We start from the raw sequence: 12,532 nt of genomic DNA, 5'->3' as shown, positions 1-12,532 counted from the left end.
TGGCCGGGTACCCCGCTGCGGGTCCGGCTCCGGGGTCGGCTGCTGTTCCTTGGACATGACTCCACGCTACCGACCACCACCGACAAAATGGGAACAAACCTTCGAACGAGGAAAAGATTCCCATTCCAGCACCTGTGGAAGACGAGTCAGCCGCGTCATCGGCTGGCCCCCGCCACACGACGACACATCGCCGCCAGCACTCAGGCGTCAACCTCAGCAGTCAACCTCAGCGGTCGCCAACCCGGCCTCGCCCCTCGGCCCACGAGGGATCTGGCATGCTTGGGCAAAACGACGTCGACGAAGGAGCAGATATGGACTGGGGCACTTACGAGACATTGCGCGCGGAGGTCCAAGGACCGGCGCTGGTCGTCACGCTCGACCGTCCGGAGGCGATGAACGCCCTCGCCGGACAAATGGTCGACGACCTGCTGGACCTGACGCGAACCCTCCAATCCGTTGGACGCGACGGTGACTGGCCGGTCCGCGGCGTCGTGCTGACGGGCGCGGGCAAGGCTTTCGTCGCCGGTGCGGACATCCGCGAGATGTCGGAGATGGATGCCGAGGCCGCCGAGGCCTACGGCAGGCGCATGCACGAGGTCACCCTGCGGCTGGAATCCCTCCCGGTCCCCGTCGTCGCGGCGGTCAACGGCTTCGCGCTCGGCGGTGGTTGCGAACTCGCCATGGCGTGCGACTTCATCTACGCCTCCGCGAACGCCAGCTTCGGCCAGCCCGAGGTCAATCTCGGCCTCGTGCCCGGCTTCGGAGGCTCCGTGCGACTGCAGCAGCGCGTCGGGGTGGGCCAGGCACGGGAACTGATTTTTACCGGCCGCCGGATCAAGGCGGACGAGGCGCTGAGGATCGGGCTGGCCAACGCGGTCTTCGCGGATCCCGCCGAACTACTCGAGGCTGCCCTGGCGACCATCGCGGAGATCGCCGCGAAGTCCCCCACGGCCGTCGCGAACGCAAAGACGGCCATGGGCGCGGCCTACGGGCTACCCGTCAAGGAGGGGCTCGACGTCGAGGCGCTGAGCTTCCACACGGCCTTCACCACCGAGGACTCCAGGGTGGGGCGCGCAGCGTTTCTCGCCAAGGAGATGCCGGACTTCCCGGGGCGGTAACCCCATGGAAGACGGCGGCGGAGCCGCCGTCGTGCCCGCCGCGTCCGCCACCACGACGCACCGCTACGGCCCCGCGCCCAGCCAGTACGCCGAACTGACGATGCCCGCCCGGCGCACCCGCCCCGGCGTCGTGGTGGTGGTGCACGGCGGCTATTGGCGCGCCGCGTACGGAGCCGAACTCGGGCGACCCCTGGCCGCGGACCTGGCGGCGCGCGGTTGGGCGGTCTGGAACCTGGAGTACCGCAGGACGGGCGGCGCCGGGAACGACGCCGGCGGGTGGCCCCACACTTTCGACGACGTCGCCGCCGGCCTGGACCTGCTGCCGGCCGTCATGGAGCGAGTCGCCGGGGAAACGGGCCCGGTCGTCGTCCTCGGACACTCCGCCGGGGGCCACTTGGGCGTCTGGGTGGCCGGACGCCACACGCTGCCCGCGGGCGCGCCGGGCGCGAATCCCGCCACGCCGATCGCCGGCGTCGTGAGCCAGGCCGGCGTCCTGGACATGTCGCTCGCCGAGCGGCTCGGGCTGAGCCACGGGGCGGCGCGGCTTCTCATGGGCGCGGATCCGTCCGCGGAGCCGGAGCGCTGGCGGTGGGCGGACCCCGTGGCGATGCTGCCGATCGGCGTGCCGGTGGTCGTCCTCCACGGGGACGACGACGAAGCCGTGCCCTTGGCGCTGGCCCGCTCCTACGCGGACGCCGCGGCGGCCGCCGGCGACCCGGTGCGGTTGGAGACCATGCCCGGGGACCATTTCGCCCCCATCACCCCCTGGAGCGCCGCGTGGGAGGCCTGCGTTCGGGCGCTGGAGCGGCTGACGTGGACGGACTGAGGGCTATGTCGCACGGCACAAGCACGGTTCCGTTGGTCGGATGGTCGTGGCGCACCGGTATATTGAGTGCACCGCGTCAACGCCGAGGTGAGGTTGAGTTGTGCTGACAGTCATAGGTGAGACCCTCGTGGACGTCCTGTCCGGAGGAATGTCCGCACCCCAAAGCTACGTGGGTGGAAGCCCCATGAACGTGGCCGTCGGCCTTGCCCGGCTCGGCCACCCCGTCACGTTCGTCGGGCGCTACGGGGACGACGAATACGGCCGCAAGATCCACGAACACCTGCGCGACAACTCGGTCCAGGAGGTCCTGCCGCCGGACGCGCACCCGACGAGCACCGCCCATGGCGTCCTGGACCCCGTCGGCGCCGCCACGTACGACTTCGACCTGGTGTGGGATCTGGCCGGCTTCGCCGCCGTCTCCGACCGCGCCCTCGACGACGCCCAACTGCTGCACACCGGATCGATCGCCATCATGGTGGAACCCGGCGCCACCACCGTCCTGGAGGCAGTCCGTCGCGCGCGCCCCCACGCGACCATCACTTTCGACCCGAACATCCGCCCCACCTTCGTGGAGGACCACTCCGCCGCGGTCGCGCAGGTGGAGCGGTTCGTCCAGCTCAGCGACGTGGTGCGCGCCAGCGACAGCGACCTCGAATGGCTGTATCCGGGCCGCAGCGTGGAGGACACCGCCGCGGCCTGGCTCGGGCTGGGGCCGGCGATGGTGGTCGCCACCTACGGATCCCGCGGACCCTGGGGACTCGTCGCCGGAGGCCCGGCCAAGGCGGACGCGCCCGTCGTGGAAGTGGTGGACAGCGTCGGCGCCGGGGACTCGTTCATGGCCGCGCTCGTCTCCGCGCTGGTGGACCGCGAACTGGTCGGAGCGTCCCGCCGCGACGCCCTGCACGCCCTCACGGCCGGACAGCTGGCGGAGATCCTCGCCTTCGCCGCCCGCGCCGCGGCCATCACCGTCTCGCGGGCCGGGGCCAATCCGCCCTTCCGCCACGAGATCCGCTAGCCTGCCCGGCGGCCCTCTATGCGCCTGATCGCCTGCGACCTCGACGGGACCATCCTCCACCCGGACAACACCATTTCCGCGAGGACCGTTGACGCCTTCCGCGCCGCGCGCGACGCCGGGGTGGAGGTCGTCTTCGTCACCGGACGCCCGTTCCGCTGGCTGGGTCCCGTGCAGGATGCGTTCGGGCACCTGGGCACGGTCATCTGCTCGAACGGGGCGTTGGTCTACGACCTCGAGGCGGAAACCGTCCTCGACGCCAAAACGGTCGACGGCGAGCTGGTCCGGGACACCCGCGCCCTGATCCTCGAGCTGGAGCCTGGCGCGCGGTTCGCCGCGGAGACCACTAGCAGCCTGTACCTGGAGCCCGGGTTCGTGGAGCCGTCCGAGGCCCGATTGCTCGACGGCGTCGTCCCCGGCGCGTTCCCCATGGACCGGCTTCGCGAGGAGGGCGTGGTGAAGTTCCTCGCCAAGTCGCGCGAGTACACCGCCGAGGAGTTCCTCGAGGCCGTCCACCCGGCGATCGGGCACCTGGTGTCCGTGACGCACTCCGCGCCGAACGTCGCCCTTCTGGAGATGGCCCGACGGGACGTCAACAAGGCGGCGTCGCTGGAGGTCTACGCCGCCGCGCTGGGGCTGGGCGCGGCCGACGTCGTCGCCTTCGGGGACATGCCGAACGACGTCGAAATGCTCGCCTGGGCGGGTCGCGGCTACGCCATGGGATCGGGGCACCCCCTGGCGAAGGCGGCGGCCCATTCGGTCGCCGAGACCCTGGAGAACGACGGCGTGGCGCGCGTCATCGAGGGGCTCCTGCGCTGACGCTCCGGCCGGTAGAGTCGGGACCGTGAGCACGCATGGGGGCGGCGTCCCGTATCTGCAGGTCTCCGGCGGGGATGCCCCGCGCGGCTGGCCGCTCGCGTTCGCCCACCGCGGGTACGCGCCCAACGGCGAGGAGAACACCATGGCGGCGTTCCGCGCCGCCGTCGAACTGGGCTTCGGCTACCTCGAGCTGGACGTGCGCACGACCCGCGACGGCGTCCCGATGGTCTTCCACGACGAGGAACTGGACCGCACCACGGACGGAACCGGACGCGTCGCCGACCGCACCCTGGCCGAACTGCGCGGGGTCCGCGTCGCGGGGCGCGAACCGATCCCCACCTTCGAGGAGTTGCTGGGCGAGTGGCCGGACATCCGGCTGAACGTCGACGTCAAGGACCGCGCCGGCGTCGTGCCCGTGGCCCGGATCATCGAGGACCACGGGGCCCACGCGCGGGTCATGCTCGCCTCGTTCTCCGACGCGCGGCGGCGGCAGTTGACGGCCGCCCTGGGCGAGCCGGTCGCGGCCAGCGGCGGATTGGCCACCGTGGCGCTGGTGACCCTGCTCGGGCCCGTGGGGCTGTCGCGTCTGCTCCGCCGAAGGCTGCGCAGCATCGCCGCGCTGCAGGTGCCGGAACGGCACGGGCCGCTTCGTGTCGTGACACCCGCGTTCGTCCGGCGGGCCCACGCGGCCGGCCTGCACGTCCACGTGTGGGTCGTGGACGATCCCGGGGACATGCGCCGGCTCCTGGACATGGGCGTGGACGGGTTGATGGCGGACCGCGCGGACCTGCTGGCGGAGGTCATGGCCGAGCGGGGCCAGTGGCCGCAGTACGGCGCGGGGGCCGGACCCAGCCGTCCGCCAAGCTAGCCGAGGACCGGTTCGGCGAGCTCGGCGAGCGGGCGCAGGACCTGGTGCGCGTGCCGTTCGACGTCGGCCTCCGACGCCCCCGCGAGGATCCGCATCCAGGTCCCGTGCGACTGCATCTTTCCCGCGCGCAACGCGGGCTCGACGTACGGGCGCAGCTCCTCCACCGTCCCGTATTCCCGCCACTGCTCGAGGTAGGCCGTGACCACGCGGCGGATCCGCGGATCGTCGGGCGTGGCGCGCAGTTCCTCGCACATCACGCGGATGGGCACGCCGAGGCAGGAGAAGGGGTGGGCCCAGTAGGCGTCCGCGAGGTCGATGAACCGCAGCGGTTCGTCAGGGGTGACCGGGAGGAAGGCGTTGCCCCGGTGCAGGTCGTTGTGGTCCAGGGTCAGTGGCACGGGGCCGGAGGCCAGGAACGCGGTCATGTCTCCGATGTCGCCGAGCCGCGCGTTGAGGTACTCGGCGTCGCGGGCCGGGAGGTGCAGCGGGTGGTCCGGCGGCATGGACGCGTGCAGCATCAACTGGCCGTCGATGTAGCCGGGGAGCCCGGCGGGGTCGAGCTGGAGGAGTCCGGCGTCGAAGAGCGTGTCGCCGAACGGAACGAGGTCCTGCTGCAGCCGCGCGAAGTCCCGCACGATCCGGCCCCACAACTGGTAGTCCGTGGTGGGGACGGACAGGAGCGTCTCGCCGTAGTCCGGGGAGATCATCCAACCACGCACCGGTTCGATCGCCAGCGGCATCACGAGCTGGTCCGGTGCCAGGTTCGCGGCGGTGGAGGTCACGGTGACCTCGGCGAACTGGCCGGGGTTGTTCGCTTTGAAGTACAGGGTGCCGTGGTCCGTCGGCACGGTGATCCGGGTGGACCACAGATCGATCGATCCCTGGTCCGCCGGTCCCGTGGCGCGCAGCGAGTACGAATCGAGCACCAGGGAGATCCACTCGCGGGCCTCGGCCCGCCAGTGCTCCGTTTCCCACTCCTCGTTCCAGTCCGCCACCCCGCCATCCTACCGGGGGCGGCCGGCCGCTCAGCCGAGTTTGCTGGGTTCGGCGCCCTCGTCCTCCGGCGCGTCCGTCGGCTCGGTCCCGCGGGCCCGGGCGATGGTTCCCATGGCGTGGTAAATTGCCAGCGTCGCGGCCGTTCCCAGCGCGATCCCGCCGAACTGCATGCCGCCGACGGCGAGCGTGGGGTTGGCGATCGCGATGATCAGGCCCGCGCCGGCGGTCATCAGGTTGATCGGGTTGGAGAAGTTGACGTGGTTCTGGACCCAGAGCCGGGCGCCGATGATGCCGATCATGCCGTACAGCACAATCCCCGCGCCGCCGCTGACGCCCGCCGGGATGGTGTTGATGACCGCACCGAACTTGGGCAGGAACGCCACCAGGATGGCGACGGTTCCGGCCACCCAGTACGCGGCGGTCGAATACACGCGCGAGGACGCCATGACGCCGATGTTCTCCGCGTAGGTCGTGGTGCCCGAACCGCCGCCGAACCCGGCGAGGACCGTCGCGGCGCCGTCGGCCATGAGCGCGCGGCCGTTGACCCCGTCGAGGTTCCGTCCGGTCATCAGGCCCACCGTCTTCACATGGCCGATGTTCTCCGCCACCAGCACGAAGACGACCGGCAGAAACAGGGCGAGCACGTCGAAGTGGAAGGACGGAACGGCGAACGGCGGCAGCCCGAGCCAGCCGGCCTCGCCCACCGGCGCGAACGTCACCTGCCCCTGGGCGAGGGCCACGAGGTAGCCGACGACGATGCCCACGAGGATCGACAGCCGCCCCAGCAGGCCCCTAAACATTACGGCGGACAGGACGATCGCGGCCACGGTGGTGAAGGTGGTCAGCGGCACCTCCTCCATGGCCGCCGTCGTCGTGGTGGCGAGGTTCAGGCCGATCAGCGCGACGATCGTGCCCATCACCACGGGCGGCATCATGGCGTGGATCCAGCCGGCGCCCGCCTTCTGCACCACCAGGCCCACTAGGAACAGCGCGACGCCGGCGAGGACGATCCCGCCCAGTGCGCCGCCCATGCCGTGCGCTCCCATGGCGGCCGCGACCGGCGCGAGGAACGCGAACGATGATCCCAGGTAGCTGGGCACTCGGCCGGCGGTGACGATCAGGAACAGCAGGGTTCCGATGCCGGAGAACAGGAGCGTGGTGGTGACCGGGAAACCGGTGATGGTGGGCACCAGGACGGTGGCGCCGAACATGGCCATCACGTGCTGGACGCCGATGCCCGTGGTCTGGAACCAGTTCAGTCGCTCGTCGGGGGCGACGACGGTGCCGGGGCGGATGGTCTTGCCGTCGCCGTGCAGGGTCCAGCCGAAGCCGAGGGGGTTGCTCATGGTGCCTTCCGCAGAGGGTGCTGGGTGGGGGATCCCCCCGGAATCCTACTCCGCGCGCGCCCCGGCCGGCCCGACGGTGCCGCGCCCTGGGGCCGGCACGGTCTCGGCGAGCTCGGGCCCGGAGCCCCCGGGATCGCCGTCGGCCGCTGTCTGCGCGAAGAACAGCAACTCGTGCCGGGACGACTCGTGGAAGGCGCGGCGCATGGCCGCCAACTCGTCGGCGCCGGAGCGCAGCGCGACCTTCTGGACCAGGTCGATGGCGTCGCGGGTCGCGGCGTCGAACTCGGGTGAGGAATAGGCGGCCAGCCAGTCGGCGTAGGGGTGCCCGTCCCGGGCCGCCGCGGCCAGCCGGGTTCCGGCGTCCTGGTAGAGCCAGAAACACGGCAGGATCGCGGCGACCAGGACGGGGTACGTCCGGCCGGACGCAGTGAGGTGGTTCAGGTAGCCCGCGGTGGTCGCGGTGGGGTCCGGCGGGGCGGCGGACCCGAGATGGGCGCGGTGCAGCTCGAGTTCCTCCTCGAGGCAGCCCGTGGCGCAGGCGGCCCAGAAGCGCTGTTCCTCGGCGTTCGGCGCCAGCTCCGACGCCCGGGACAGCACCTGGGCGTACGTGCGCAGGTAGAGCGCGTCCTGCCCGAGGTAGTGCTCGAAGTCCTCCTGTCCCAGCGTCCCGTCCTTGAGTCCGCGGATGAACGCGAGGTCGTCGATGCCCGCCCGGATCCCGGCGATGTCCTCCCACCAGGAACCGAGCAGGGCGTCCGGGGTCGGCGGAACGCCGCCCTGCCAGAGCCCGGCGAAGTGGTTGACGGGGCCGTGTCCCTCGCCGGATCCGACGTCGAGGGCGTCAGCGGCCGCGAGCGCCTGACCGAGCCAGGCCTTGGCCAGGCGCAGCGCGTCCGGCCAGTTGCCCGTCCGCGGGTACAGCGTGGCGAGCGCCGAGGACAGCGAACAGCCCGTTCCGTGGGTGTTGCGCGTGGGCGCCCGTTCCCCGAGGACCTCCAGTACGACGCCGTCCGCGTCCACGAGCGCGTCGGGGCAGCCGCCGGGGTGGCCGGCCAGATGGCCGCCCTTGGCGAGGACCAGGATCCCGAACTCGGCCGCGACGGAGCGGGCCTGTTCGAGTGCCCGTTCCCAGCTGGCGGCCAGGGGTGCGCCGGACAGCTCGGCGAGCTCGGCGAGGTTGGGCGTGGCGAGGTCCGCGAGGGGAAGCAGCGCGCGCAGTGCGGCCCCGGCGTCGTCGTCCAAGAGCCGGTCCCCGCTGGTGGCGACCATGACGGGATCCAAGACCACCACCGGCCGCCCCTCCCCCAACCCCCGGAAGTGGACATCACCACCCTTAACTAACCCCCGGTAATGTCCACTTCGCGTGGTGGGGGGGAGGGATTGGAGCCAGGTGGACACCGTCCGGATGGTTTCCGCGTTGCCGAGCATGCCGATCTTGACGGCGTCGATCCGGATGTCCTCCGCGACCGCCGCCAGCTGGGCGGCCAGGAAATCCACCGGGGGGATGTGGACGCCGCTGACGCCGCGGGTGTTTTGCGCCGTCAGCGCCGTGATGGCGGTCATTCCGTAGCCTCCGCACGCGGCGATCGACTTCAGGTCCGCCTGGATTCCGGCGCCGCCCGAGGGATCGGACCCGGCGATGGACAGGATGTTGGGCACGGCGCTCATGCGCGGTCCCCCGATCGGCGCGCGGCGCAGGCCGCCTCCCATTCTGCGCGCAGCGATCGCGCGGCGGCGGCCGGGTCCTCCGCCGCGCAGACCGCCCGGACCACCGCCATGCCGGACGCCCCCGCGACGGCGACCGCGCCCGCGTCGCCGTGGCCCAGCCCGCCGATGGCCACGCAGGGCAGCGGCGCGGCGGCGACGAACTCCGCCAGCCCGCCGAAGCCGATTGGATCCGGGTGGTCCTTCTTCGTCGGCGTCGGCCGAACCGCACCTGTCCCCAGGTAGGAGACCGTGCCGGCGGGCATGGCCGCGAGGGCCTCCAGCTGGGGCAGCTTCCCCGAGCTGAGACCGAGAATCGCGTCCGGGCCGATCAAACGGCGCACCAGCGGCGCCGGCAGGTCCGACTGCCCGATGTGCACGCCGTCGACGCGGGCGCCGGCCTCACGGGCGGCCAGGTACACGTCCACGCGGTCGTTGACGACGAGCGCCGCGCGGCCCGCGGTGTGCTCGGAGCAGGCCACGACGTCGTCGAGGAAGGCGCGGGCCGGGACGTCCTTGCACCGGAGCTGGACGATCGTCGCCCCTCCGTCGACCGCCGCGGCGACGATCTCCGCCAGCGGGCGCCCGTTGGTGCTCCCCGCGTTGGCCACCAGGTAGAGCGAGAGGTCGAACGCGGCGCTCATCGCAGCACCGCCCGTTCCGCAAGCTGCTCCGGCGTCGTGGAGGACAGTGCGTCGAGAAATGCGACGGCGAAGCTCCCCGGACCCGTCGCCGAGGCGGCCGCGGCCTCCGCGGCCACCGAGAAGAACGCGTGCGCGGCGACGCTGCCGGCGAATGGATCGTCCGCGGCCGCGGCGAACGCGGCGACCAGGGCGCCCAGCGCGCAGCCTCCGCCCGTGACGCGCGTGAGCAGCGGGCTGCCGCCGTGCACGCGCACCGTGCGCTCGCCGTCCGTGATCAGGTCGACCGCGCCGGAGACTGCCACCACGCCGCCGGTCCGGCGGGCCAGCGCGGCAGCCGCGCCGGGCGCCGCGTCGACATCGTCCGTCGCGTCCACGCCGCGTCCCCCCGCGCCGACGCCGGCGAGGGCCATGATCTCCGAGGCATTGCCGCGCACGACGTCGGGGCGCAGCTCAACGAGCAGGCCCGCGAACCCGGTGCGCAGGGCCAGCGCGCCCACGGCCACGGGATCCAGCACCCAGGGCGTGCCGGATTCGTGCGCGGCGCGGGCGGCCTCGAGCATGGCCTCGCGCTGCTCGCGGTGCGGGGTCCCGAGGTTGACCAGGACTCCGGAGGCGAGGCGGGCGAACTCGGCGGCCTCGCCGGGAACGTCCACCATGGCCGGGGCGGCGCCGGCTGCGAGGAGGACATTGGCCGTGAAGTTCGCGACGACCGTGTTGGTCAGGCACTGGACCAGCGGCGCGGTGGCGCGCAGCCGCCCCAGGTGGTTCGCGGCCGATTCGGGCGAGACGACGGGTGGAACAAGGTGTGAAGGCGCAATGGAATCCATGGGCGACATCCCTCCGCTAGTACGAACTAGATCAGGTGTGTACGGGTGTGATCTCAGTCCCTGGCGGACACCCCGTGTCACTGCAGGCGAGCTTACCGCGTTCCGCCCGTGAACTCCCTCGTGCTCGGGCGGATGCCGAAACGGCTAGGTTGATGACCATGGGTCTTTTTTCTCGCACCAAGCCGCGTCCGCCGCGCGCGGACACCGTCGCGGACGCGTCATCGGCCGTCCCGGCCGTCCCCGTCGTCGCGGAGACCGTGACCCGGCTCCGCGACTCGGCGTCCACGCACCTGGCCCACCCCCGGAGGTTCCGTGCGGGGCAGCTGCGCGCACTGGAGCGCATGCTCGACGCCCACGAGGGCGAGTTCCTCGAGGCGTTGGCCGCGGACCTCGGCAAATCGGCCGTCGAGGCGCACCTGACCGAATTGGATCTGGTGCGCGGGGAGATCGACCATGCGCAGCTCCACCTCACCGAGTGGATGGAGGCCAAGGGCGTCCGCGTTCCGCTGGCGTTCCAGCCGGCGTCCGCCAAGGTCGAGCCGCAGCCGTTGGGCCTGGTGCTGGTCATCGGTCCGTGGAACTACCCGGTCAACCTGGTGTTCGCGCCGCTGGTGGGCGCGCTGGCCGCCGGGAACTGCGTGGTCCTCAAGCCCTCGGAGCTCGCGCCGGCGACGTCGGAGCTGATCGCGCGACTGGTTCCCCGGTACCTCGACCCCCGCGCCGTCGCCGTCGTGGAAGGCGGCGTCGAGACCAGCCAGGCGCTGCTGGCCCAGCGGTGGGACCATGTCTTCTTCACGGGAGGCGAGCGGGTGGGCCGCATCGTGGCCGAGGCGGCCGCCCGCCACCTGACGCCGACCACGCTCGAGCTGGGAGGCAAGAGCCCCGCCGTCGTCGTGGACGGCAACCCCGCGGCGATCGCGCGCCGCATCACCTTCGGCAAGTTCCCGAACGCGGGCCAGACGTGCGTGGCCCCGGACTACGTCCTGGCCGTGGGGACGGCCGCCGACGGGCTGGAAAAGCACCTCCCCAAGGCGATCGCGTCCTTCTACGGACGCAACCCCGCGAAAAGTAGGGACTACGGGCGGATCGTGAACCGCCCCGCGTTCGATCGGCTCGCCGGGTTTATCGAGGCGGCCGCGGGCGGCGCGGGCCGCATCGTGAGCGGCGGGGTTTCGGACGCGGAGTCGCTGTTCATCGAGCCGACCATTCTGGCCGACGTCGACCCGGCGTCCCCGGTCATGACCGAGGAGATCTTCGGGCCGGTCCTGCCGATCGTGCGGGTGGCCTCGTTCGACGACGCGGTGCGGTTCATCAACTCCCGTCCCTCCCCGCTGGCGGCGTACCTGTTCAGCGAGAAGCCCCGGCTGCAGTCCGCCTTCGAGGACCGGGTGCGCGCCGGGGCGATCGGGCACAACGTCTGCAACGCGCACCTGGCCATCCCCGCGCTCCCGTTCGGAGGCGTCGGGGCGTCCGGGCACGGGAGCTACCACGGGCGGGCGGGGTTCGAGACGTTCAGCCAGTTCCGGTCCGTTCTGTCGAAGACGGCCGTGGTCGATACGCTCAGGGCCGTGTACCCGCCGTACGGGCGTCTGAAGGCGGGGCTGCTGCGCCGGATCCTCTAGCGCGGCCACGGGGGTGTCGAGCGTCACGCCGGAGACGGGAACAGGCCGGTATTGCATGCGGTTGCATATTGTGGAAGATCGATCGGCCCCCGCGCCGGTTCCCCAAACCAATAGGAGCATCCCCATGGCAACCACCGTCCTGACCCTCGTCGGCTCGCTGCGCAACGGATCCACCAACCGTCAGCTGGCCGAGGCCACCGCCGCCAACGCGCCCGAGGGCGTGGAGGTCAACGTGTTCGAGGGCCTCGAGAACCTGCCGTTCTACAACGAGGACGTCGACATCGAGGGCCAGGTTCCGGCCGCCGCGGCCGAGCTGCGCGCCGCCGCCGGTGCCGCGGACGCCATGCTGCTGGTTTCCCCGGAGTACAACGGCACCATGCCGGCCGTCCTGAAGAACGCCATCGACTGGCTGTCCCGCCCGTACGGCGCCGGCGCCATGACCGGCAAGCCGGCCGCCGTCATCGGCACCGCGTTCGGCCAGTTCGGCGGCGTGTGGGCGCAGGACGAGGCCCGCAAGGCCGTCGGCATCGCCGGCGCGACCGTCCTCGAGGACGTCAAGCTGTCCATCCCGGGTTCCCTGGTCCGCTTCGCCGAGACCCACCCGAAGGACGACGCCGAGGTCGCCGGCCAGGTCGCCGCGGTGCTCGAGGGCATCCGCGCCGCCGCCGAAAAGAACTAGCGCGACCGAAAAGAACCAGCACGACGCCGGCGCCCGCCGGCGCGGAAAAGGCCGGTCCCCACGGGGCCGGC

Annotated in this window: 12 protein-coding genes and 1 riboswitch; of the genes, 7 read left to right on the top strand and 5 right to left on the bottom strand. The window is 71.9% G+C overall.

Annotated features, from left to right (window positions below; genetic code table 11):
- Positions 1 to 311 precede the first annotated feature (311 nt).
- The 5 genes from ACHAAJ_RS14225 to ACHAAJ_RS14205 all read left to right on the top strand — a co-directional run bounded on the left by ACHAAJ_RS14225 (position 312) and on the right by ACHAAJ_RS14205 (position 4,643).
- Positions 312 to 1,118, top strand: a complete 807-nt coding sequence (locus ACHAAJ_RS14225; RefSeq protein ID WP_435728874.1) for an enoyl-CoA hydratase/isomerase family protein — start codon at positions 312 to 314, stop codon at positions 1,116 to 1,118.
- Between the two features lie 4 nt (positions 1,119 to 1,122).
- Positions 1,123 to 1,944, top strand: coding sequence for an alpha/beta hydrolase family protein (locus ACHAAJ_RS14220; protein ID WP_435728872.1), 822 nt, complete (start codon positions 1,123 to 1,125; stop codon positions 1,942 to 1,944).
- A 100-nt stretch (positions 1,945 to 2,044) separates the two neighbouring features.
- On the top strand, positions 2,045 to 2,959 hold the full coding sequence (locus ACHAAJ_RS14215; RefSeq protein ID WP_435728871.1) for a carbohydrate kinase family protein: 915 nt from the start codon (positions 2,045 to 2,047) through the stop codon (positions 2,957 to 2,959).
- Between the two features lie 18 nt (positions 2,960 to 2,977).
- Positions 2,978 to 3,775, top strand: a complete 798-nt coding sequence (locus ACHAAJ_RS14210; RefSeq protein WP_435728869.1) for an HAD family hydrolase — start codon at positions 2,978 to 2,980, stop codon at positions 3,773 to 3,775.
- 25 nt (positions 3,776 to 3,800) lie between these two features.
- A complete protein-coding gene (locus ACHAAJ_RS14205; protein ID WP_435728868.1) occupies positions 3,801 to 4,643 on the top strand; it encodes a glycerophosphodiester phosphodiesterase family protein in 843 nt (280 codons plus the stop codon).
- Here ACHAAJ_RS14205 and ACHAAJ_RS14200 read toward each other — a convergent pair.
- The 5 genes from ACHAAJ_RS14200 to thiM all read right to left on the bottom strand — a co-directional run bounded on the left by ACHAAJ_RS14200 (position 4,640) and on the right by thiM (position 10,160).
- Positions 4,640 to 5,638, bottom strand: coding sequence for an aminoglycoside phosphotransferase family protein (locus ACHAAJ_RS14200; RefSeq protein ID WP_435728867.1), 999 nt, complete (start codon positions 5,636 to 5,638; stop codon positions 4,640 to 4,642). The two genes, ACHAAJ_RS14205 and ACHAAJ_RS14200, sit on opposite strands and share 4 nt — an antisense overlap.
- A 30-nt stretch (positions 5,639 to 5,668) precedes the next feature.
- Positions 5,669 to 6,985 carry a uracil-xanthine permease family protein gene (locus ACHAAJ_RS14195; RefSeq protein WP_435728865.1) on the bottom strand — a complete coding sequence of 439 codons (1,317 nt, stop codon included), beginning with the start codon at positions 6,983 to 6,985 and terminating at the stop codon, positions 5,669 to 5,671.
- Positions 6,986 to 7,030: 45 nt separating this feature from the next.
- On the bottom strand, positions 7,031 to 8,653 hold the full coding sequence (locus ACHAAJ_RS14190) for a bifunctional hydroxymethylpyrimidine kinase/phosphomethylpyrimidine kinase (RefSeq protein WP_435728864.1): 1,623 nt from the start codon (positions 8,651 to 8,653) through the stop codon (positions 7,031 to 7,033).
- Complete coding sequence (gene thiE / locus ACHAAJ_RS14185) at positions 8,650 to 9,333, bottom strand: thiamine phosphate synthase (RefSeq protein ID WP_435728862.1); 684 nt, start codon at positions 9,331 to 9,333, stop codon at positions 8,650 to 8,652. The genes ACHAAJ_RS14190 and thiE overlap by 4 nt, the downstream gene beginning before the upstream one ends.
- Positions 9,330 to 10,160, bottom strand: a complete 831-nt coding sequence (gene thiM / locus ACHAAJ_RS14180; protein WP_435728860.1) for a hydroxyethylthiazole kinase — start codon at positions 10,158 to 10,160, stop codon at positions 9,330 to 9,332. The genes thiE and thiM overlap by 4 nt, the downstream gene beginning before the upstream one ends.
- Positions 10,152 to 10,245: riboswitch (TPP riboswitch) on the bottom strand. It overlaps the preceding gene by 9 nt.
- A 73-nt stretch (positions 10,246 to 10,318) precedes the next feature.
- On the opposite strand from thiM, the gene ACHAAJ_RS14175 reads away from it, so the two are divergent.
- Both ACHAAJ_RS14175 and ACHAAJ_RS14170 read left to right on the top strand, forming a co-directional pair.
- On the top strand, positions 10,319 to 11,782 hold the full coding sequence (locus ACHAAJ_RS14175) for an aldehyde dehydrogenase family protein (RefSeq protein WP_435728859.1): 1,464 nt from the start codon (positions 10,319 to 10,321) through the stop codon (positions 11,780 to 11,782).
- A gap of 124 nt (positions 11,783 to 11,906) precedes the next feature.
- Positions 11,907 to 12,461, top strand: coding sequence for an NAD(P)H-dependent oxidoreductase (locus ACHAAJ_RS14170; RefSeq protein ID WP_435728858.1), 555 nt, complete (start codon positions 11,907 to 11,909; stop codon positions 12,459 to 12,461).
- Positions 12,462 to 12,532 lie beyond the last annotated feature (71 nt).

The sequence above is a fragment of the Arthrobacter arnarulunnguaqae genome, assembly GCF_051262515.1.
Lineage (GTDB): Bacteria > Actinomycetota > Actinomycetes > Actinomycetales > Micrococcaceae > Arthrobacter_N.
The sequence above is the reverse complement of the archived record's forward strand: the minus strand, read 5'-3'. Positions and strand labels throughout refer to the sequence as shown.

Bases quoted from the DNA above. Each gene is read 5' to 3' on its own strand.
- ACHAAJ_RS14225 (WP_435728874.1), top strand. From the start codon at position 312: ATGGACTGGGGCACTTACGAGACATTGCGCGCGGAGGTCCAAGGACCG.
- ACHAAJ_RS14220 (WP_435728872.1), top strand. From the start codon at position 1,123: ATGGAAGACGGCGGCGGAGCCGCCGTCGTGCCCGCCGCGTCCGCCACC.
- ACHAAJ_RS14210 (WP_435728869.1), top strand. From the start codon at position 2,978: ATGCGCCTGATCGCCTGCGACCTCGACGGGACCATCCTCCACCCGGAC.
- ACHAAJ_RS14195 (WP_435728865.1), bottom strand. From the start codon at position 6,985: ATGAGCAACCCCCTCGGCTTCGGCTGGACCCTGCACGGCGACGGCAAG.
- ACHAAJ_RS14190 (WP_435728864.1), bottom strand. From the start codon at position 8,653: ATGAGCGCCGTGCCCAACATCCTGTCCATCGCCGGGTCCGATCCCTCG.
- thiE (WP_435728862.1), bottom strand. From the start codon at position 9,333: ATGAGCGCCGCGTTCGACCTCTCGCTCTACCTGGTGGCCAACGCGGGG.
- thiM (WP_435728860.1), bottom strand. From the start codon at position 10,160: ATGGATTCCATTGCGCCTTCACACCTTGTTCCACCCGTCGTCTCGCCC.
- ACHAAJ_RS14175 (WP_435728859.1), top strand. From the start codon at position 10,319: ATGGGTCTTTTTTCTCGCACCAAGCCGCGTCCGCCGCGCGCGGACACC.
- ACHAAJ_RS14170 (WP_435728858.1), top strand. From the start codon at position 11,907: ATGGCAACCACCGTCCTGACCCTCGTCGGCTCGCTGCGCAACGGATCC.